The sequence below is a fragment of the Bosea sp. F3-2 genome (genome assembly GCF_008253865.1).
Classification (GTDB): Bacteria; Pseudomonadota; Alphaproteobacteria; order Rhizobiales; family Beijerinckiaceae; genus Allobosea.
The window spans coordinates 609,175-628,284 of the sequence record NZ_CP042331.1 but is presented as its reverse complement, the minus strand read 5'-3'; the positions used below and the strand labels follow the sequence as shown (position 1 = coordinate 628,284).

At 66.9% G+C, this 19,110-nt stretch carries 20 protein-coding genes; 17 read left to right on the top strand and 3 right to left on the bottom strand.

All coding sequences use genetic code 11. The annotated features are described in order from the left end of the window. Positions 1-203 precede the first annotated feature (203 nt). The 17 genes from FQV39_RS03010 to FQV39_RS02930 all read left to right on the top strand — a co-directional run bounded on the left by FQV39_RS03010 (position 204) and on the right by FQV39_RS02930 (position 15,779). Positions 204-1,337: a septal ring lytic transglycosylase RlpA family protein gene (locus tag FQV39_RS03010; RefSeq protein ID WP_248313222.1), complete on the top strand. Its 1,134-nt coding sequence runs from the start codon at positions 204-206 to the stop codon at positions 1,335-1,337. Between the two features lie 48 nt (positions 1,338-1,385). Beyond that, positions 1,386-2,606, top strand: coding sequence for a D-alanyl-D-alanine carboxypeptidase family protein (locus tag FQV39_RS03005; protein ID WP_149128961.1), 1,221 nt, complete (start codon positions 1,386-1,388; stop codon positions 2,604-2,606). A gap of 10 nt (positions 2,607-2,616) precedes the next feature. Then, on the top strand, positions 2,617-3,267 hold the full coding sequence (gene tmk / locus FQV39_RS03000; protein WP_149128960.1) for a dTMP kinase: 651 nt from the start codon (positions 2,617-2,619) through the stop codon (positions 3,265-3,267). Continuing rightward, positions 3,267-4,337 (top strand): DNA polymerase III subunit delta', encoded by a 1,071-nt coding sequence (locus tag FQV39_RS02995; protein WP_149128959.1) that lies wholly within the window; start codon positions 3,267-3,269, stop codon positions 4,335-4,337. The genes tmk and FQV39_RS02995 overlap by 1 nt, the downstream gene beginning before the upstream one ends. A 21-nt stretch (positions 4,338-4,358) precedes the next feature. Then, positions 4,359-5,918, top strand: a complete 1,560-nt coding sequence (gene metG / locus FQV39_RS02990; RefSeq protein ID WP_149128958.1) for a methionine--tRNA ligase — start codon at positions 4,359-4,361, stop codon at positions 5,916-5,918. Then, positions 5,918-6,718 (top strand): TatD family hydrolase, encoded by an 801-nt coding sequence (locus FQV39_RS02985; RefSeq protein ID WP_149133618.1) that lies wholly within the window; start codon positions 5,918-5,920, stop codon positions 6,716-6,718. Before metG ends, FQV39_RS02985 begins: the two co-directional genes overlap by 1 nt. A gap of 8 nt (positions 6,719-6,726) precedes the next feature. Then, positions 6,727-7,530: an MBL fold metallo-hydrolase gene (locus FQV39_RS02980; protein WP_149128957.1), complete on the top strand. Its 804-nt coding sequence runs from the start codon at positions 6,727-6,729 to the stop codon at positions 7,528-7,530. 164 nt (positions 7,531-7,694) lie between these two features. Further along, entirely contained in the window at positions 7,695-8,618 is a 924-nt protein-coding gene (locus tag FQV39_RS02975; RefSeq protein ID WP_149128956.1) for a helix-turn-helix domain-containing protein, read from the top strand. Between the two features lie 117 nt (positions 8,619-8,735). Continuing rightward, the gene (locus tag FQV39_RS02970; protein ID WP_149128955.1) at positions 8,736-8,966 is read left to right on the top strand and encodes a hypothetical protein; all 231 of its coding nucleotides are present in this window, start codon (positions 8,736-8,738) and stop codon (positions 8,964-8,966) included. Beyond that, the gene (locus FQV39_RS02965) at positions 8,959-10,206 is read left to right on the top strand and encodes an MFS transporter (RefSeq protein ID WP_248313221.1); all 1,248 of its coding nucleotides are present in this window, start codon (positions 8,959-8,961) and stop codon (positions 10,204-10,206) included. Before FQV39_RS02970 ends, FQV39_RS02965 begins: the two co-directional genes overlap by 8 nt. A 16-nt stretch (positions 10,207-10,222) precedes the next feature. Then, positions 10,223-11,104 (top strand): dihydroorotate dehydrogenase electron transfer subunit, encoded by an 882-nt coding sequence (locus tag FQV39_RS02960; RefSeq protein ID WP_248313220.1) that lies wholly within the window; start codon positions 10,223-10,225, stop codon positions 11,102-11,104. Beyond that, on the top strand, positions 11,101-12,087 hold the full coding sequence (locus FQV39_RS02955) for a dihydroorotate dehydrogenase (RefSeq protein WP_248313219.1): 987 nt from the start codon (positions 11,101-11,103) through the stop codon (positions 12,085-12,087). The genes FQV39_RS02960 and FQV39_RS02955 overlap by 4 nt, the downstream gene beginning before the upstream one ends. Continuing rightward, positions 12,084-13,379 carry a Zn-dependent hydrolase gene (locus FQV39_RS02950; protein WP_248313218.1) on the top strand — a complete coding sequence of 432 codons (1,296 nt, stop codon included), beginning with the start codon at positions 12,084-12,086 and terminating at the stop codon, positions 13,377-13,379. Before FQV39_RS02955 ends, FQV39_RS02950 begins: the two co-directional genes overlap by 4 nt. Further along, positions 13,376-14,470 (top strand): dihydroorotase, encoded by a 1,095-nt coding sequence (pyrC, locus tag FQV39_RS02945; RefSeq protein WP_149128954.1) that lies wholly within the window; start codon positions 13,376-13,378, stop codon positions 14,468-14,470. Before FQV39_RS02950 ends, pyrC begins: the two co-directional genes overlap by 4 nt. Next, positions 14,467-15,150, top strand: coding sequence for an orotate phosphoribosyltransferase (locus tag FQV39_RS02940; RefSeq protein WP_149128953.1), 684 nt, complete (start codon positions 14,467-14,469; stop codon positions 15,148-15,150). Before pyrC ends, FQV39_RS02940 begins: the two co-directional genes overlap by 4 nt. A 43-nt stretch (positions 15,151-15,193) precedes the next feature. Beyond that, a complete protein-coding gene (locus tag FQV39_RS02935; RefSeq protein WP_149128952.1) occupies positions 15,194-15,415 on the top strand; it encodes a hypothetical protein in 222 nt (73 codons plus the stop codon). Between the two features lie 55 nt (positions 15,416-15,470). Continuing rightward, positions 15,471-15,779, top strand: coding sequence for a hypothetical protein (locus FQV39_RS02930; protein ID WP_149128951.1), 309 nt, complete (start codon positions 15,471-15,473; stop codon positions 15,777-15,779). Positions 15,780-15,866: 87 nt separating this feature from the next. Here FQV39_RS02930 and FQV39_RS02925 read toward each other — a convergent pair whose 3' ends face one another. Genes FQV39_RS02925 through kce form a run of 3 tightly spaced genes read right to left on the bottom strand, consistent with a single transcriptional unit; the run spans position 15,867 to position 19,088 of the window. Then, positions 15,867-17,075 carry an ABC transporter substrate-binding protein gene (locus FQV39_RS02925; RefSeq protein ID WP_149128950.1) on the bottom strand — a complete coding sequence of 403 codons (1,209 nt, stop codon included), beginning with the start codon at positions 17,073-17,075 and terminating at the stop codon, positions 15,867-15,869. A gap of 57 nt (positions 17,076-17,132) precedes the next feature. Continuing rightward, positions 17,133-18,152, bottom strand: a complete 1,020-nt coding sequence (locus FQV39_RS02920; RefSeq protein ID WP_149128949.1) for an SMP-30/gluconolactonase/LRE family protein — start codon at positions 18,150-18,152, stop codon at positions 17,133-17,135. Between the two features lie 9 nt (positions 18,153-18,161). Then, a complete protein-coding gene (gene kce, locus FQV39_RS02915) occupies positions 18,162-19,088 on the bottom strand; it encodes a 3,5-dioxohexanoate:acetyl-CoA acetone transferase (protein ID WP_149128948.1) in 927 nt (308 codons plus the stop codon). Positions 19,089-19,110 lie beyond the last annotated feature (22 nt).

Genomic DNA, 19,110 nt, shown 5'->3' with positions numbered 1-19,110 from the left:
CCTGCCGGTTGGCTTGACAGGCGCCGCCTTTCCGACACTTTTGTGCCCGCTCAAAGGCAGGGACGTCCTGTTCGGCGGAGCCTCGACGCAGGCATTTCGCTGTTTAACGATCCCTTAAAGGAATTGGCCGAAAACTCGGTCAAGCTGCGCATGCAGCTTGGGCGAAGCTGTGGTTTTTTGGCGCAGAAAGCGGAATGAGCAGAATGATGCGAGACGCCAGCTTTTCGGCCCAGGAGCTCTCCTCCAGCGCGACCGGATCGCCTCCAGCGTCTTCTTCCGCCTCGTCCATCGCGCGCCTCGGCTGCGTCGTTCTGGCCGGTCTGTTCGTCGCCAACTGCGCGGGCAACCAGACCGCCGGCCGCCGCTCCAAGGAAATCGGCGCCTTCCCGCAGTCGAAATACGGCCCCGCCAGCCCGCGCGTCGTCGCGGAAGGCGAGGAGGTGCCGAAGGGAGGCGGTCGCCAGCTCGTCGGCAAGGCCTATTCGGTAGCCGGCAAACGCTACGTGCCCTACGAAAAGCCGATGGGCTACACGGCCGTCGGCATGGCGTCCTGGTATGGCGAGGCCTTCCACGGCCGGCGGACGGCCAATGGCGAGGTCTATGACCGCAACAGCGTCTCGGCCGCGCACCCCACCATGCCACTGCCGGCCTATGCGCGTGTCACCAACCTTTTGAACAACCGCTCGATCATCGTGCGCGTCAACGACCGCGGCCCCTATCACGGCAACCGCCTGATGGACGTGTCGCAGAAAACCGCCGATGCGCTCGCTTTCCGCCACCTCGGCACGGCCCGCATCAAGATGGAGTATCTCGGCCAGGCTTCGCTTGCCGGGTCCGACGACAATCTCCTGCTCGCCACGCTCCGCACCGACGGCAGCCAGGCCCCGATCCCGGGCACCAGCGCACGGACGATGATCGCCAGCGCCGAGTCGGTCGCCACAACGCGCACGCGCAGCGCCGATATCGACGCTCCCGCCCCGGCGGTCGAGCCGGAGCCCGTGGTCAGCCAGCCTGTCGCCCAGGCCTACGCTCCCCCGGTGACGCGCACGATCTCGCCCTCGTCGCCCATCATGGCGACACTTGCCTCGACCGGTCCCGCGGCTCCTGAAGCCACGCCGGTCCGTGCCGCCCCGCTGCCGCCGAGCCGGCCTTTCGATCTCGATACCATCGCCAACGCCGGAAAGCCCATTGCGGTTCCGGCGACGCCGCGCTCGACCTTGCCGCCGCCGCGCGGAAGTTCCGCGAGCCTGCTGAACGCGCCCGAGAAGGGGCTCGCCAAGAGCCAGTCGGTCAACAGGCTTGCTTTCCAGGCCGTGCTGCCGCCAACACGCAACTGACGCCAATTGCCTTGACCTGATGCCGGGCGCTCTGCTTCACATCGAGGCATGAGCGCCTTTTGTCGTCCGAGCCTGAATGCCGCGGCCTTGCCGCCGGTCCGGCGGCTGGTCGTTGGCCTGTTTGTGCTCCTCAGCGTGCTGGGGGTTGCCGCTGCGGCCCACGCGCAGAGCTTTCAGTCGCAGGCGACTTTTGCTGTCTTGCTCGATTCGGATACCGGCGCCGTTCTTTACGAGAAATCGGCCGACGAGCTGATGGTACCGGCCAGCATGGCCAAGCTGGCGACTGTGCTGGTCGCCTTTCAGGATATCAGCGCCGGCCGCTTGTCGCTCGACAGCGAGATCGGCATCTCCGAGAACGCCTGGCGCAAGGGTGGCGCGCCCTCGGGCGGTTCGGCGATGTTCGCCATCGTCAACAGCCGCATCAAGCTCTCCGACATTTTGCAGGGCATCATCGTTCAGTCAGGCAATGACGCTTCGATCGCCCTCGCCGAGGCGATCGCCGGGGATGAAGCGACATTCGGCCGAATCATGACCGAGCGGATCAGGGGGCTGGGCCTGACAAAGTCGGTGTTTCGGAATGCGACCGGGATGGCTGACCCGCAACAGCGGGTGACGGCGCGCGAGCTTGCCTTGCTCGCCGACCACATCATCAAGACCTATCCGGAACTCTACAAGATCTTCGGCCAGCGGGAATTCACCTGGAACAAGATCAGGCAGCAGAATCGCAACCCGCTGCTGACGATGGATATCGGCGCCGACGGGCTGAAGACCGGGAATATCGATGAATCCGGCTATGGCCTCGTCGGCTCCGCGGTCCAGAACGGCCAGCGCCTGGTCGTCGTCGTCAACGGCCTCAAGACGGCCCGGGACCGGGCGAGCGAGGCTCGCAAGCTGCTGGAATGGGGCTTTCGCGCTTTCGAGCGGCGCCAGCTCTTCGCCAATGGCGAGACCGTCGGCGAGGCGAGCGTCTATGGCGGCGAGAAGGGGCGCGTCGCGCTGCGCAGCAAGGGCGCCGTCAGCCTGCTCCTGCCCCGGGGCAGCACCGAGCGCCTGGCCGCGCGCATCGTCTATCGGGGCCCGCTGGCGGTTCCGGTGCAGGAGGGGGCGGAAGTTGCCCGTCTCATCGTGACGCGCGGCGATATCAAGACTCTGGACGTGCCCCTCTACGCGGCCGAAACCGTGCAGGCCGGCCCGCTGCACAGCCGCGCGCTCGATGCGCTGTTCGAGGCGACGACCGGCTGGGTCCGCAAGGCGCTGGGCCGGAGCTGAGCGGATCGACATGGGCAAGGGACGTTTCATCACCCTCGAAGGCGGGGAGGGCGCCGGCAAGTCGACGCTGGCGCGCGCGCTGGTGGCGCGGCTCGGCGAGGCCGGCTTCACGGCCCGCACGACGCGCGAGCCCGGCGGCTCGCCCAAGGCCGAGGCCATTCGCGAGATGATCCTGGCCGGGCAGGCCAAGGATTATGGCGCCTTCGCGGAGGCCCTGATGTTCTCGGCCGCTCGGATCGACCATATCGACAGCCTGATCCGCCCCGCGCTCGATGGGGGCGAATGGGTGATCTGCGATCGCTTCATCGATTCCACGCGGGTCTATCAGGGCGTGCTGGGCAAGATCGATCCGGCTCTGGTGGCAGAGCTCGAAGCCGTCACCATCGCCGGGCTGATGCCGGATCTCACTCTGATTCTCGATCTCGATCCCGAAATCGGCCTCGCCCGTGCCGCAAAACGTCGCCGACCCGGGGAGGCGGTCGATCGCTTCGAGGGCGAAACGCTGGCCTTCCACCGTAATCTGCGCCAAGCCTATCGCGACATTGCCGCCCGGGAGCCGCGGCGCTGCGTCGTGCTCGATGCGACGCTGCCGCCCGGAGAACTCGCCGAAGCGGCGTGGAAGGCGGTGAGCGAGCGCCTGCAGATCAGACCGGAAGCCTGATGCGAGAGACCAGCGACGAACCCGACCGGCTACCGATCGCGCCCCATCCGCGCGAGACGCTGAGCCTGATCGGCCACGAGGCGCAGGAACGAGCTTTCCTCGACGCCATCACATCGGGCCGGATGCATCACGCCTGGCTGCTCGGTGGACCGGAAGGCATCGGCAAGGCGAGCTTCGCCTATCGCGCGGCGCGCTTCATGCTCGCGGCCGGCAATCCGCGGACGCGAGCGGCGCAGAAAACCGATCTCGCCATGCCCGAAAGCGACCCCGCCTCGCGGCGCATCATGGCGCAGTCGCATCCTGATCTGCACGTGCTGCGGCGGCTGCCGAAGCCGGACGGCAAGAGCTACACCAGCAATATCCCGGTCGACGCGGTCAGGCGGGTGATCGACCGCTTCGGCGCGAGCGCCGCCGAGGGTGGCTGGCGCGTCTGCATCGTCGATTCAGCCGAGGATATGGAGCGCTCCGCCGCCAACGCGCTGCTGAAACTGCTGGAGGAGCCGCCGCCGCAGGCCCTGTTCCTGATCGTCGCCCATGCTCCGGGCCGGATGCTGCCGACGATCCGCTCGCGCTGTCGTCTTCTGACCTTTGCCCCGCTCGATGAGCCCGGCGTGGTCGAGGCTGGCCGTCTGGCGCTGGAGCGCATGGACGCGCCGTTCGACGGTTCGGCCTTGCGCCGCGCCGCGAGCCTCGCCGAAGGCTCGGTGCGGCGGGCGCTGACCTATGTCGATCCCGAGACGCTCGCTCTGGTCGAAGCGGTGAGGGCGCGGCTCGACGCATTGCCGCATGTCGACACCTCGGCACTGCTGGCGCTGGCCGAGGATGTCGCCGGCAAGGCCGGCGAGCGCGATTTCGCGGTAATGATCGAGACGGTGCAGGGCTGGATCTCCGACCATCTCCACGCGCATGCTGCAGCGCAACCGGCGCGCCTTGCACCGCTTGCGGAGGTATGGGAAAAGCTGGGACAGCAGGCGCGAGAAGTCGAGACCTACAATCTCGACCGTCGACCGCTGGTGATGACGATGTTTCATGATCTGTCGGCTGCGGTTTCCCGCTCGCGCGCAGCGTGAAGCGAAGCTCTCGGACAGACGATGGCAACCGCCCCGAAATTCTACCTGACGACCGCGATTCACTACACCAACGGGCCGCCGCATATCGGCCACGCCTATGAGATGGTGGCGGCGGACGCGATCGCGCGCTTCAAGCGGCTCGACGGCTTCGACGTCTTCGCCATGACCGGCACGGACGAGCACGGCCAGAAGGTTCAGCGCACGGCGGCCCAGAACGGCCTGTCGGCGAAGGAGTTCGTCGACAAGATCGCGGCGCGCTTCCAGGAGATGGAGCAGCGCCTCGGCTGCTCCTTCGATCGCTTCATCCGCACGACCGACCCCGACCACAAGGTCTCGACCGACGAGCTCTGGCGGCGGATGGAGGCCAATGGCGACATCTATCTCGCCAAATATTCCGGCTGGTATTCGGTGCGCGACGAGGCCTTCTACGGCGAGGAGGAGACCACCCTCCATCCCGACGGCACGCGCGTCGGAGGGCAGGGGACGCCGGTCGAGTGGGTCGAGGAGGAGAGCTATTTCTTCCGCCTTGCCAAGTATCAGGACGCGCTGCTGAAGCTCTACGACGAGGTTCCTGACTTCATCTCGCCGGAGACCCGCAGGAACGAGATCGTCTCCTTCGTGAAGGGCGGGCTCGAGGACCTCTCGATCAGCCGCACGACCTTCGACTGGGGCCTGACCGTGCCGGGCGATCCGAAGCACGTGATGTATGTCTGGGTCGACGCGCTCAACAACTACCTGACCGGCACGGGCTTCCCCGATCCGGAAAGCCCGCGCGCGCATTACTGGCCAGCCGATGTCCACATCATCGGTAAGGACATCGTGCGCTTCCATACAGTCTATTGGCCGGCCTTCCTGATGTCGGCGGGGCTGCCGCTGCCGAAGCGTGTCTTCGGCCATGGCTTCCTGCTGAACAAGGGCACCAAGATGTCGAAGTCGCTCGGCAACGTGGTCGATCCCTTCGACCTGGCCGCGACCTATGGCGTCGATCAGCTGCGCTATTTCTTCCTGCGCGAGGTCTCGTTCGGCCAGGACGGCAACTACAGTCACGAGGCCATCATCGGTCGCATCAATGCCGATCTCGCCAATGATCTCGGCAATCTGGCGCAGCGTTCGCTGTCGATGATCGCCAAGAACTGCGAGGGCAGGGTGCCGCCGCGCGGAACGCTGACGCAAGCCGACGAAGCCATGCTCGCCATGGCCGACGTCGCGCTCGCCAAGGCGCGTACCGCGATGCTCGACTATGCTTTGCATAACCTGCTGGCCGATATCTGGGCGGTCGTCGCGGAGGCGAACCGCTACTTCGCCGGCAACGAGCCCTGGCGCCTGACCAAGACCGATCCGGCGCGCCGCGACACCGTGCTCTACGTCACGATCGAGGTGATCCGGCAGGTCGCGATCCTGGTGCAGCCGGTGATGCCGGTGGCGGCGGGCAAGCTGCTCGATCTGCTCGGCGTGTCCGCAGAGGCGCGTAGCTTCGCGGCGCTCGGCGAGGCCGGCCGTCTCATCAGCGGTTCGCCGCTGCCGGCGCCAAGCGCGGTTTTCCCGCGCTATGTCGAACCCGAGGATGGTCAGGCGGCGTGATGCTGATCGACACGCATTGCCATCTCGACTTTCCGGACTTCGCCGCCGAGCTGCCGGCCTATATCGCGCGGGCCGAAGCGGCCGGCGTTGGTCGGATGGTCACGATCTCGACCCGTGTCGCGCGTTTCGCGGATTATGCCGCGATCGCCGAGCGCTTCCCCTCGGTCTGGTTCTCGGTCGGGACGCATCCGCATCAGGCGCATGAGGAACTCGACGTCACGGCCGAGCGGCTGGCGGAGCTGTCGCGCCATCCACGCTGCGTCGCGATCGGCGAGGCGGGACTCGACTATCATTACGATTCCAGCCCGCGCTACGCGCAGGCACAGGGGCTGCGCACCCACATCGCCGCCGCCCGGATGACGCAGCTGCCGCTCGTCATCCACGCGCGCGAGGCGGATGACGACATGATCGCGATCCTGCGGGAAGAAACCGGGAAGGGCGCCTTCCCCGCCATCCTGCACTGCTTCACCGCTGGCGAGGCACTCGCCATGGCGGGTGTCGAACTCGGCTTCTACGTCTCCTTCTCCGGCATCCTGACTTTCAAGACCTCGGAGAACCTGCGCCGCATCGCGCGGATGGTGCCGCGCGAGCGCCTGCTGGTCGAGACGGATGCGCCCTATCTCGCCCCCATCCCGTTCAGAGGAAAGCGCAACGAACCGGCCTATGTCGTTGAAACGGCAAAGGTTCTGGCGGATGCGATCGGCGTGCCCTTCGACGAGGCCGCGCGGATCACCACCGAGAACGCCCGGCGCTGCTACTGGAAGATGGACCACGCCGCGCCGGTCGCGCAGGTCGCCTGACCCGCGCCATGACGCTGACGGTCACGATCCTCGGCTGCGGTTCCTCGGGTGGCGTGCCACGGCCGGGCTCGGGCTGGGGCGCCTGCGACCCGAGCAATCCGAAGAACCGCCGGCGGCGCTGCTCGCTTCTGGTAACGCGATCCGGCCCCAACGGCACGACGCGGGTTCTGGTCGATACCTCTCCGGACCTGCGCGAGCAGCTTCTGTCCGCCGAGGTGGAGGCGCTCGACGGCGTGCTGATGACGCATGACCATGCCGACCACACCCACGGCATCGACGATCTGCGCGCGCTCGTCCTGCATATGCGCCAGCGCATCCGGGTCTATGCCGATACGACGACGCAAGCCTCGCTGCGCTCGCGCTTCGGCTATCTCTTCGAGACGCCGGCCGGCAGCTATTACCCGCCGATCCTCGATCTCGATCAGATCGCCGCGGGTCGCAGCCAGACCATCGACGGCGCTGGCGGGCCGATCGAGGCGCTGCCGTTCCGGGTCGAGCACGGGCCGAACTACGAGGCGCTCGGCTTCCGTTTCGGCTCCCTGGCCTATCTGCCGGATGTCAGCCTGATCCCGCCGGCGGCGAAGGAAGCCATGGCCGGCCTCGATGTCCTCATTCTCGACTGCCTGCGCGAGACACCGCATCCCAGCCATTTCCATCTGGCGCAATCGCTCGCCGCGATCGCCGAATTGAAACCACGGCGCGCGATCCTGACCAATCTCCATGTCGATCTGGATTATGCCAGCCTTGCCAGTCGCTTGGCGGACAATATCGCAGTGGCGTTTGACGGCATGACGCTGACCATTTCCGGATAAGGCAACGGTCCCGACACCCAGAATTGTTCCCAAGTCGGAACAGGATGGAGGAGGCGCTGTGTACAGGAGGTGAAGACCGCCGATCACGCTTCGCATCATGTCCAAGATCGACTAGATTTTCTAAAATCTGAGATTCAGATGATGCGTCACATGGGGTTGGCTTGATGGCTATCCGGTTCAATGAAATCGGTGAGCGGCTGAAGGCCTACCGTTTGGGGCGGGGGCTTCAGGCTGAAGACGTGGCCGAACGCCTCGGCATTTCCCGGGCCGCGGTCTACCGGATCGAAGGCGGAGGCGTCGTCAAGATCGAAACCCTGGAGCGGCTGGCAACGCTGCTTGAAACGACCGTCGCCTCCCTGCTCGGGGCAGGGGTGGAGTATTATTCCAGCCCGGTCAGCTATTTCGAACGCATGCGCCAGATCGAGGAGCAGGCGGACCAGGTCGTCGCGCATTTCCCGCCGCTGTCGTACCTGCTGACCTCGGACAGCTACTCCGTCTCTCTGCGGCAGACCCTGGTAGAGGCGCTTCCGTCCCACATCGCACGCGAGCAGGCCACGGCAGAGATCGATGCGATCATCGCGATCCTCGATGAGCGCAAGAAAGCGCGCAAGCGCCGCCGATTGAGCGTCGTCAACTTCGTCAATGTCCTCGAGATCGAACGCTGGCTCAAGCTGGGCGTCGTCGGCCGCTTCAATCTGCCGGCAGCCGAGCTGGCCCGGCGCCGTCTGGCGGCACGCGTGGAGGTCGAACACCTGATCGGCCTGATCGAGAGCGAGCCGATGGGCGTGCAGATCGGCCTGATCGAGGAGACATTGCCGAACATCACCTTCCAGTTGTTCCGCACCGCGGAGAAGACGCTGCTGGGGCTCAGCCCATTCCGGTTAGGCGGCGAACTGCCGAATATCCGCTCCGGTATCGCCATGCTGACCGCGGACGAGGAGCCGGTGCGCCTCTACGAAGAGATCGCCAATGATCTCTGGCACCGCGCCCTCAAAGGCAGCGAGGCGGGAGCGGTCCTGCGCGCTGTTCTCGACCGTTCGGGAATCATGCAGCCGCCGACGCGAAAGCCGTCCTCGGAACTGGTCTGACGGACTCGGTGTCTCGGTTGTCCGGCCATTCCGGAAAGCTGCCGCAGGAAGGGGTTAGCTTCGCTTGTCGCAAAATTGAGATTTGGTATTGCAATTGAGATTATTGCGTGACATAGAGTGATCGCGCGATTGCGTCGGGCCTTCCGGCGCTTTGGCGAATTTCTCGCGGCCGAGCCCTGCGCCTTGGCTGCCAAGCGGCGCGGCAAGCGTCCTGAGAACGCGGGCGAGCGCCCAAACTCCGACGATATCAGGCCGGCCGGGAGCCGCGCGCGCAAGCGCGCGCTGGTGCTTTGGCGTTTCGGCACGCATCGCAAAGAAAAGCAGAACAGGGGAATTCGCCGTGAGTGACAATCAGGCCGCCATGAGCGGCTCCATCGCCATATCCTCTCCGACAGCGGTCGACAGCAAGGCCCGCAAGGCGCTGTGGGGCGCCGCCATCGGCTATGCGATGGATGGCTTCGACCTGCTGATCCTCGGCTTCATGCTCAGGGCGATTTCGGCCGACCTGCAATTGAGCCAGGCCCAGGCCGCCTCGCTGGTCACGGCGACGCTGGTCGGCGCCGTGCTCGGCGGCATCGGTTTCGGCATGCTGTCGGACCGCATCGGCCGCGTCCGCGTCCTGACCTGGACCATCGTCCTCTTCGCCGTGTTCACCGGGATGTGCGCACTGGCGCAGGGCTATTGGGATCTGCTGCTCTACCGCACCATCGCCGGCCTCGGCCTCGGCGGCGAATTCGGCATCGGCATGGCGCTGGTCGCCGAGGCCTGGCCGGCCTCGAAGCGGGCGCGTGCCTCCTCCTATGTCGGCCTCGGCTGGCAGGTCGGCGTGCTCGCCGCGGCGATCGCCACCCCGATCCTGCTGCCGGCGATCGGCTGGCGCGGCATGTTCGCCATCGGCATCCTGCCGGCGCTTGCCGCCTATTTCATCCGCCATTCGCTGCACGAGCCGGAGGTCTTCGTCGCCCGCTCCAAGGATCGGCCGAAGGAATCGGCGCTGCGCCTGCTGGTCAAGGACTGGGAGACCACCAAGCTCAGCCTCGGCATGGTCGTCCTCTGCTCGGTCCAGAACTTCGGCTATTACGGCGTGATGATCTGGCTGCCGAACTACCTCGCGGCGCGGTTCGGCTTCGCCCTGACGCAGTCGGCGGTCTGGACGGCGGTGACCATCGCCGGCATGGCGCTCGGCATCTACGCCTTCGGCCATATCGCCGACCGCATCGGCCGTCGCCCGGCCTTCTTCGGCTACATGCTCGGGGCTGCCGTGATGGTCATCGTCTATTCCCGGCTGACCGACCCGATGCAGCTCCTGGTCGCCGGCGCGGTGATGGGCTTCTTCGTCAACGGCATGCTCGGCGGCTATGGTGCACTGATCAGCGAGCTCTTCCCGACGGCGGCCCGCGCCACCGCTCAGAACGTCCTGTTCAACATCGGCCGCGGCGTCGGCGGCTTCGGCCCGGTCGTGGTCGGGACGATCGCGGCAGCCTATGGCTTCCAGACCGCCATCGCGCTGCTCGCAACCCTCTATGTCCTCGACATCTTCGCCATGTGGCTGCTGATCCCCGAGCGGCGCGGCGCCGAGCTCGCGTGAGCGCGAGGGCATCGTCATGTCGATCCAACGCGATCAGTCTCTAATGGCCGAGCCGCCGGTCGCGGCCATCGGCGGCGGCACCTGCTCACCCGCGCCGTGGAAGGCGAGCGTCGTCGCGGAGCTCGCCGAGGTCGTCCGCAACGAGGCGGTCAATGCCGAGTACCGGCACCTCGTGGCGAACTGCAGCGAGGAGGCCGCCAGGGCCCAGCCGGGGCAGTTCTTCCAGCTGCTCTGCCCGCAGCCGGCTGGCGAGCAGCCCTTCCTGCGCCGGCCGATGAGCCTCTACGGGGCCGATCCCGACAGGCGCCAGGTCGAGTTCCTCTACAAGGTGACCGGCGCCGGCACGCGCGGGCTCGACACGCTGCGGCCCGGCGACCGGCTCGACATCATGGGGCCGCTTGGCGTCGGCTTCACGCTGGATCCGAATTGGCGCCACATCGTCGCCGTCGGGCGCGGGGCGGGACTGGCGACGCTCGCCCCGCTCGCCAAGGCCGCGAAGGCCAACGGCACGCAGGTCACTGCGGTCTTCAGCGCAAGGCGGCCCGGGCTGCTCGTCTCGGTCGAGCTCTTCCATCGTCACGGTGCCGATGTCATCGCCGTCACCGATTCCGAGCAGACCAGCGGCCCCGCCAATGTCGAGCGCATCCTGCGTCGCCATATCGCCGAGGGCCGCTGCGACGCCTTCTTCACCTGCGGCTCGAGCCGGCTGATGCGGGTGCAGCAGCGCCTGGCGCGCGAGTTCGGACTGCCCGGCCAGGTCGCGATGGAGCAGCAGATGGCCTGCGGAATCGGCCTTTGCTACTGCTGCGTGCGCGACTTCAACGTCAATGGCGAGATCGTCAACCGGCGCGTCTGCTGGGACGGTCCGGTCTTCGACCTGATGGAGGCGCTGCCATGAATGCTGCGATCAATGCCGGCATGCGTGCCGCGGCCGATGTCGACCTCTCCGTCGGCATCGGCGGGCTCACCCTGCGCAATCCGGTCATGCCGGCCTCCGGCACCTTCGCCGAAGGGCTGGAGAAGGTGATGGACTTCAACCGGCTGGGCGCCTTCGTCACCAAGACGATCACGCGCGAATTGCGCGCCGGCAATCCGCTGCCGCGCGTGGTCGAGCGGCCGGGCGGGCTGATCAACGCCATCGGCATTCCGTCCAAGGGCGTGCCCTATTTCATCGAGAAGACCATGCCGCACTATGCGGCCTACGACACGCCGCTGGTCGTCTCGATCTCGGCGCCGACGGCGGAAGGCTTCGCCAGTCTCGCGGCGGAGCTCTCGGTCCCCGGCATCGCCGCGATCGAGGCCAATATCTCCTGTCCGAACATCGAGGAGGACGGCAAGGCCTTCGCGATGCGGGCCGAGTCCACCGAGAAGGTGACGCGCGAGCTGCGCAGGGCGACGACGCTGCCACTCTGGGTCAAGCTCACGCCCAATACCGGCGACGTGCCCGAGGTCGCGCGCGCCGCCGAGGCGGCCGGGGCGGACGCCGTCGTCGTTGCCAACACCATCCTGTCGATGGCGATCGACCTGAAGACCTTCAAGCCCTGCCTCGGCAACATCATGGGCGGGCTCTCCGGCCCGGCGATCAAGCCGATCGTCCTGCGCCAGGTCTTCCAATGCGCCAAGGCGGTGAAGATCCCGGTGATCGGCTGCGGCGGCATCTCCACCGCCGAGGACGCGGTCGAATACATGCTCGCCGGCGCCAGCGCCGTGCAGGTCGGCACCGCGACCTTCCTGCAGCCGGCGGCGATGACGACGATCATCGACGGGCTCGAGGCCTTCTGCCGGCGCCGCGAGATTCCGCGCGTCGCCGAATTGATCCGCGGTGTCGTGATCGAGGAGACCGACGAGCCCGACCTCGCTTGGCTGGACCCGGTGCCGTGACCGCGCGACCTGCCGAGATGCGCAACGTGTTCAGCGGCGACGAGGGCGACCGCGCCCTCGCCGAGGCCCTGTTCGACACCCTGCGCGAGGCGACGGGCGACGGCATCGGCATCACCCGCGAAGCCTATAGCGAACGCGAGTCGCTGGCGCTCGACCTGGTCGAGGCGAAGGCGCGCGAACTCGGCCTCACGACGGAGCGGGACGCCGGCGCCAATCTCGTCGTCACGCTGGAGGGAAGGGAGCCCGAATTGCCCTTCCTCGCCTGCGGCTCTCATCTTGATTCCGTACCGCAAGGCGGCAATTTCGACGGCGCCGCCGGCGTCATCGCCGGGCTCGCCATCCTCGCCCGCTTCAAGGAAGAGGGCTTCGTCCCGCGCCGGACGATCAAGGTCTACGGGCTGCGCGGCGAGGAGAGCGCCCGTTTCGGCAAGGCCTATATGGGCTCCAGCGCCCTGTTCGGGAAACTCTCGGCCGCCGACCTTGCGGTGCGCGATCATGCGAGTGGGCAGACCCTGGCGGAATGCATGCGCGCTGTGGGCATCGACATGGCCCGCGTCGAGAAGGGCGAGTCGCTGCTCGATCCCGCGGCCGTCGCGGCCTGGGTCGAACTGCATATCGAGCAGGGGCCGGTCCTCGTCGCCCGGGATCTGCCAATTGGCATCGTCACCGGCATTCGCGGCAATATCCGTCATCGCGAGGTCGAATGCCTCGGCGAGGCCGGCCATTCCGGCGCGGTGCCGCGCTGGCTTCGGCGCGATGCGGTCTTCGCCACCGCCGAATTGATCACTCATCTCGACCGGCACTGGCGCACGCTGCTGGAGCGCGGCCGCGACGTGGTCGTCACCGCCGGCGTGCTCGGCACCGATCCGCAGGAGCACGCCATCGCGCGCATTCCCGGCACAGTGCGCTTCTCCTTCGAAGTGCGTAGCCAGAGCCGCGAGACCCTCGAAGCCTTCTACGACCTGTTCCTCTCGGAATGCGGCCTGGTCGGTGAGGAGAGGGGGGTGGAATTCCACGTCGACCGCCGGCTCGAATCCGCCCCCGCCGTGATGGATGCGGGCTGGATCGCGCGGCTCAAGACCGCCGCCCGCAATCTCGGCCTGCCCGACGAGGACATTCCAAGCGGCGCGGGCCATGATGCGGCGGTCTTCGCCAATGCCGGCATCCCCAGCGCAATGATCTTCGTGCGCAACCAGAACGGTTCGCATAATCCGCACGAGGCGATGGAGATCGAGGATTTCCTCGCCGGTATCGCGGTGATGCGGGACGCCATCAGGGAGGCCGTGCGATGAGCGTTTCAGCCTTGTTCGACACCGTGCCGCGCGAGGCCGCCGCTGTGGCGCCGACGCTGACGATCCGCCGTCCGGACGACTGGCACGTGCATCTGCGCGACGGCGCGATGCTAAAGGCGGTGTTCCCCTTCACCGCCGCCCAGTTCAGGCGCGGTATCATCATGCCGAACCTGGTACCGCCGGTGACCAGCGTCGATGCCGCCAGGGCCTACCGTGAGCGCATCCTCCAGGCGCGGCCGGACGGCTCCGATTTCACCGCGCTGATGACCTGCTATCTGACCGACACGACCGCGCCGGACGAGATCGAGCACGGTTTCAAGGAGGGCGTCTGGGCCGCCGCCAAGCTCTACCCGGCGGGCGCCACCACCAATGCCCATCACGGCGTCACCGATATCCTGAAGCTCGCGCCGGTTCTGGAGCGGATGGAAAAGATCGGCATGCCGGTCCTCGTCCATGGCGAGGCGACCGATCCGGCGGTCGACATCTTCGACCGCGAGGCGGTGTTCATGGAGCAGGAGATGCTGCCGCTCCTGAAGCGGCATCAGGGTCTGAAAGTCGTGGTCGAGCACGTCACCACCGCCGAGACGGTCGAGCTGGTGCGGGCCCATGCCGGCCGGGCGGCGGGAACGATCACGCCGCATCACCTGATCATCAACCGCACCTCGATCTTCCAGGGCGGTTTGCGGCCGCATCTCTATTGCCTGCCGGTCGCCAAGCGCGAGCGCCATCGCATTGCTCTGCGCGAGGCGGTCACTTCCGGCGACGGCAATTTCTTCATCGGCACCGACACCGCCCCGCATCTGCGCAGCGCCAAGCAGGGCGAATGCTGCTCGGCCGGGGTCTTCGGCGGCGCCACCGCCTTGCAGACCTATGTCCAGGTCTTCGAAGAGGAGGGCGCGCTTCCCCATTTCGAGGCCTTCGCCTCCGAGAACGGGGCGCGCTTCTACGGCCTGCCGCTGAACGAGGGCACGATCACGCTGGAGAAGCGGCCGTGCCGGGTCGCAGCCGTCGTCGCGGTCGGCGAGGAGGATGTCGTCGTCTTCCGCGGCGGCGAGGAATTGCCCTGGGCGCTCGGAGAGGTGAGGGGATGACGACGGCAAGCGAGACCGGCCGCGAGGTCGCAGAGCTCCTGTTCAGGGCCGGCGCCATCCATGTCAGCCGCCAGCAGCCTTTCATCCTGGCCGCCGGCTGGGCGAGCCCCGTCTATGTCGATGTCCGCCTGCTGCTCGGCGATCCGCAATTGCGCCAGGCAGTCAGCGATCTCGCCGCCCGCTATGCCGGCGCGGCCTTCCCGCCGGGCAGTCTCGACGCGATCGCCGGCGCCGAGACGGCCGGGATCCCTTTCGCGGCCTGGCTCGCCGACCGGCTGGCCCTGAAGCTGCGCTATGTCCGCAAGCGCCCGCTCGGCATCGGGCGCAATGCCCAGGTCGAGGGCGGACCGGTCGAGGGCCTGCGCGTCCTGCTGATGGACGATCTCACGACCGATGGCGGCAGCAAGCTCAATTTCGCCCGCGGCCTGCGGGCGGCTGGGGCTGAGGTCCAGCATGTCCTGACGATCTTCTATCACGACGCCTTCCCCGGCGCTGATGCCCGGCTGCAGGAAGCGGGCCTGACGCTCCACGCCCTGGCGAACTGGAGCGATGTGCTGCGCGCTGAGGCCAGCGGCAGGCTTGCGCCGGAGGATCGCGCCGAGATCGAGCGTTTCCTGGCCGATCCCGTGGCCTGGTCGACCCGTCATGGCGGTCGCGCCAGCCTGGCCCCGCGGACCTGAAGCGGACAGGCACATGATTGCGCGAGATCGAAAGGAAGCCGGCATGGCCGATGCTGCGCTCCGCCCGGACGGCGCGCAGCTCGCCACGACGCAGACCATTGCGCTGGCGCAGGTTTCGAACCGCCGCGAGCATGATCTGCTCGGTGAGGCTGATGTGCCGGCGGGCGCCTATTGGGGCATCGCCGAACTCGACGCGTTGCTGCTGCGCATTGAGGCCATGACCGCCCCCTCGCGCGCCAAGCCGCCAACCCCGCCGCGCACCTGACCTGCGGGCCCATCTTGCTGACCTATCGCCGACACCGACGCAATCTCGCGGAGAGATGATGAAAGAGCTTCTGAATTGGCTGCTGCAGCAGAAGGGCAGCCTTCGCACCTATGTCGAATTCCAGGATCGGGCGCTGGCCTTGCGCGCCGACGAGCCCGAGCGCGCCGCGCTCCTGCGCCTGCTCGCCGATCTCGCCGGCCGTTTCGCCGATGCCTATGACGGCCAGCCGCTCTCTGCCGAAATCGCAACTCGGGCGTTGGACCGGCTCACTGAACTTCTCCAGAGGGCCGGCAGGGAAAGCGCTGCAGATCTGGCCAGCCAGATTGCACTGCTCAACGAAATCGGCGCCAGCGAACTCGCCTGATTGCGAGGCAATGATGGAATCTCAGACCTTTGCAACGGGCTATTCGAATACAAGGAAACGTCTGGGCGGCGGTACCGGTCTTTCGCCTTAACGCTTGATCGCCGGGCAGGAGCTTTCGCTCAGCGGGCGGAAGGCCTGGTCGCCGGGGACCGTCGCGACGAGGTCGTACAGATCCCACTCGCTCTTCGAGTCCGCCGGCTGCTTGGCGCGGAAGACGTAGAAGTCGTGGACCATGCGGCCGTCCTGACGCAGCTTGGCGTTACGGACGACATCGTCCTCGATCGGCAATTCGCGCATCTTGGCGATCACTGTCTTCGCATCATCCGACTTCGCGGCGGCCACGGCCTTCAGATAGTGCCGCACCGACGAGTAGATGCCGGCCTGGATCGCCGAGGGCACGGCGCCGTGCCTGGCCTTGAAGCGCCCCGAGAAGGCGCGGGTGCGCTCGTCGAGGTTCCAGTAGAAGCCCTCGGTCAGCACCGTGCCTTGCGCCGCGGCAAGGCCGACGCTCTTCACGTCCATGGCGGTCAGGAAGAAGGCGACGAGCTTCTGCTTGTCCTGACCAATGCCGAAATCGCGCGCCGTCTTGATGCCGGCGATGGTGTCGCCGCCGGCATTGGCGAGCGCGATGAAATCGGCGCCCGAGCCCTGCGCCGTCAGGAGCTGCGAGGAGAGGTCGACGGCCGGGAAGGCGTGGCGGACGGAGCCGATATAGGTGCCGCCTTTGGCCGTGACCAGCGTCCTGGCATCGGCTTCGAGCTGGTGGCCGAGCGCATAGTCGGCAGTGACGAGGTACCATTTCGTGCCGGGCTTGGTCAGGTAATTGGCGATGCCGGCGACCTGGACATAGGTGTCCCACATCCACTGGACGATGTGGTCGGGCTGGCAGGCGTCGCCGGTCAGCCGCGCGGTGCCGCCCGGAAACAGGCCGACGCGGTTCTTCTCCTTCAGCAGCGGCGGAATGGCGAGCTGCAGCGAGGCGTTCGACATGTCGGCGAGCACATCGACGCCCTGCCGGTCGATCCATTCGCGCGCGATGGTCGAGCCGATGTCGGGCTTGTTCTGGTGGTCGGCCGAGACGACCTCGATCTTCATGCCGGCGCATTCCGCCTTCAGGCAGTCGTCGACCGCCATCTGCGTGGCCACGATCGAGCCCTTGCCGGTGATGTCGGAATAGACGCCGGACATGTCGGTGAGCACGCCGATCTTGACGGTGCCGCCCGATATCTCGGCCTGGGCCGCGCCGGCAAGGCAAAGCGCCGATACGCCGGCGAGGGCAGAGATGATGCGTTTCATGGTTCCTCCCAGATCCTTGTTCTGATTGCAGCGTGGCGTCGTGGCACCGCGCCGGTCCTACCAATGCGCCATCGGCAGTCCGGCGACGGGCGAGCGGAAATAGGGAATGCGCGAGCCCTTCAGGCTGCCGACATAGACGGTGCTGAGGTCGGGCCCGCCGAAGGTAATGCTGGCGCACCAGGGCGCGATCGCGCCGCCGCAAGCGAGCATCAATTCCGGCGTCGCCTCGTCGCGGACAAAGGCAGCGAGGAAGGCCTTGCCGGCTTCGCTGCCGCGGTCGTCGTCGAGCAGGATGCGCAATTCGCCTTCCGGCGTGATCGCGAAGATCCGGTCGGTGAAGACATGGGTGCCCCAGAGGTTGCCATGGGCGTCGAAGGCGATGCCGTCGATGCAGGCGCCATGATCCTCGGGCCCGAAGATCTCGCGGTCGGTCAGGCTGCCGTCCGGTAGGACCCTGAGCCGCGTCACCCGGCGCGCGCAGGTCTCGGCGACGTAGAGCCATTCCTCGTTGGCATCGAGCCTGATCTCGTTGGTGAAGGCGAAGCCGTCGGCGACGATGCGCAAGCGCCCGCCGTCATAGAGCGCGACATAGCCGTCGCGGACATGCGGGCTGATCGCTTTCATCCAGTTTTTGGTGCGCGTCGAGATCGTCAGCCAGACGCGGTCCCTGTTGTCGCGCAGGACGAAATTGACTTTGCCGATCGGCTGCCCGTCGATCGTGTCGACGAGCATGCGGGTCTCGCCATCCCGCGTCATGATCTCAAGCCGGTCGGTGCCGAAATTGGAGATCAGGATGTCGCCATTGCGGGCGAAGGCGAGGCCGTTCGGCAGCGTGCCCGAAACGAAGCGCGCTTCCTCGTCCGTGGCCTCGGCGAAACCGCGGCTCGCTGTCTGGCTGATCAGGCGTTGCGTACCGTCCGGCCGGATATGGACGACGCCGCCGCGCGCATCGGCGCTCCAGAGCGAGCCGTCGCGCTCGGCGAGGATACATTCCGGCCGCTGCAGCCCCTCACCGACATAGCGGATCGCGGCGGGGTCGACGGTGAAGCCGTCGAGCGGGTTCGGGCGAGGCGGCATCCGGGCGCCTCAGAAGTTCACCCGGTCGCCGCCCTTGAGGCCGAGCGTGGCGCGGGCTTCCTCCGGGGTGGCGATCTCGTAGCCGAGTTCCTCGACGATGCGGCGGATCTTGGCGACCTGCTCGGCATTGGAGGTGGCGAGCTTGCCCCTGCCGATGAACAGGCTGTCCTCCAGCCCGACGCGGACATTGCCGCCCATCATCGCCGCCTGGGTGCAGAAGGCCATCTGGTGACGCCCGGCGGCAAGCACCGACCAGTGATAATCCTTGCCGAACAGCTTGTCGGCGGTGCGCTTCATGAACATCAGGTTGTCGAGGTCGGCGCCGATACCGCCCAGAATGCCAAAGATGAGCTGCAGGAAGACCGGCGGCCGGAACCAGCCGCGGTCGAGGCAATGCGCTAGGTTGTAGAGATGGCCGACATCGTAGCACTCGTGCTCAAACTTGGTGCCGTGCTCCTCGCCGAGCAATTTGTAGATGCGCTCGATGTCGCCGAAGGTGTTGCGGAAGATGAAGTCCTTGGTGCCGGCGAGATAGGGCTGCTCCCAGGGGTGCTTCCAGTTGCTGTACTTCTCCGCCAGCGGATGCAGCGCGAAATTCATCGAGCCCATGTTGAGCGAGCACATCTCGGGGGCGGCCTTGAGCGGGGCGGCGAGCCGCTCCTCGACGCTCATGTTGAGGCCGCCGCCGGTGGTGATGTTCACCACAGCGTCGGTCGCCTGCTTGATGCGTGGCAAGAACTCCATGAACACCGCCGGATCCGGTGTCGGGCGGCCGTCCTTCGGGTCGCGAGCGTGCAGATGCAGGATCGCGGCACCGGCTTCCGCCGCAGCGATCGCTTGCGTCGCGATGTCGTCAGGGGTGATCGGCAGATGGTCGGACATGGTCGGCGTATGGATGCCGCCGGTGACCGCGCAGGTGATGATGACCTTGCTCATGCGCTTCTCCCTTGGTTGTCGG

What these genes read in the sequence shown, in the direction of transcription:
- FQV39_RS03010 (WP_248313222.1), top strand. Translation starts at nt 204, where the DNA reads ATGATGCGAGACGCCAGCTTTTCGGCCCAGGAGCTCTCCTCCAGCGCG.
- FQV39_RS03005 (WP_149128961.1), top strand. Translation starts at nt 1,386, where the DNA reads ATGAGCGCCTTTTGTCGTCCGAGCCTGAATGCCGCGGCCTTGCCGCCG.
- tmk (WP_149128960.1), top strand. Translation starts at nt 2,617, where the DNA reads ATGGGCAAGGGACGTTTCATCACCCTCGAAGGCGGGGAGGGCGCCGGC.
- FQV39_RS02995 (WP_149128959.1), top strand. Translation starts at nt 3,267, where the DNA reads ATGCGAGAGACCAGCGACGAACCCGACCGGCTACCGATCGCGCCCCAT.
- metG (WP_149128958.1), top strand. Translation starts at nt 4,359, where the DNA reads ATGGCAACCGCCCCGAAATTCTACCTGACGACCGCGATTCACTACACC.
- FQV39_RS02985 (WP_149133618.1), top strand. Translation starts at nt 5,918, where the DNA reads ATGCTGATCGACACGCATTGCCATCTCGACTTTCCGGACTTCGCCGCC.
- FQV39_RS02980 (WP_149128957.1), top strand. Translation starts at nt 6,727, where the DNA reads ATGACGCTGACGGTCACGATCCTCGGCTGCGGTTCCTCGGGTGGCGTG.
- FQV39_RS02975 (WP_149128956.1), top strand. Translation starts at nt 7,695, where the DNA reads ATGGCTATCCGGTTCAATGAAATCGGTGAGCGGCTGAAGGCCTACCGT.
- FQV39_RS02960 (WP_248313220.1), top strand. Translation starts at nt 10,223, where the DNA reads ATGTCGATCCAACGCGATCAGTCTCTAATGGCCGAGCCGCCGGTCGCG.
- FQV39_RS02955 (WP_248313219.1), top strand. Translation starts at nt 11,101, where the DNA reads ATGAATGCTGCGATCAATGCCGGCATGCGTGCCGCGGCCGATGTCGAC.
- pyrC (WP_149128954.1), top strand. Translation starts at nt 13,376, where the DNA reads ATGAGCGTTTCAGCCTTGTTCGACACCGTGCCGCGCGAGGCCGCCGCT.
- FQV39_RS02940 (WP_149128953.1), top strand. Translation starts at nt 14,467, where the DNA reads ATGACGACGGCAAGCGAGACCGGCCGCGAGGTCGCAGAGCTCCTGTTC.
- FQV39_RS02935 (WP_149128952.1), top strand. Translation starts at nt 15,194, where the DNA reads ATGGCCGATGCTGCGCTCCGCCCGGACGGCGCGCAGCTCGCCACGACG.
- FQV39_RS02930 (WP_149128951.1), top strand. Translation starts at nt 15,471, where the DNA reads ATGATGAAAGAGCTTCTGAATTGGCTGCTGCAGCAGAAGGGCAGCCTT.
- FQV39_RS02925 (WP_149128950.1), bottom strand. Translation starts at nt 17,075, where the DNA reads ATGAAACGCATCATCTCTGCCCTCGCCGGCGTATCGGCGCTTTGCCTT.
- FQV39_RS02920 (WP_149128949.1), bottom strand. Translation starts at nt 18,152, where the DNA reads ATGCCGCCTCGCCCGAACCCGCTCGACGGCTTCACCGTCGACCCCGCC.
- kce (WP_149128948.1), bottom strand. Translation starts at nt 19,088, where the DNA reads ATGAGCAAGGTCATCATCACCTGCGCGGTCACCGGCGGCATCCATACG.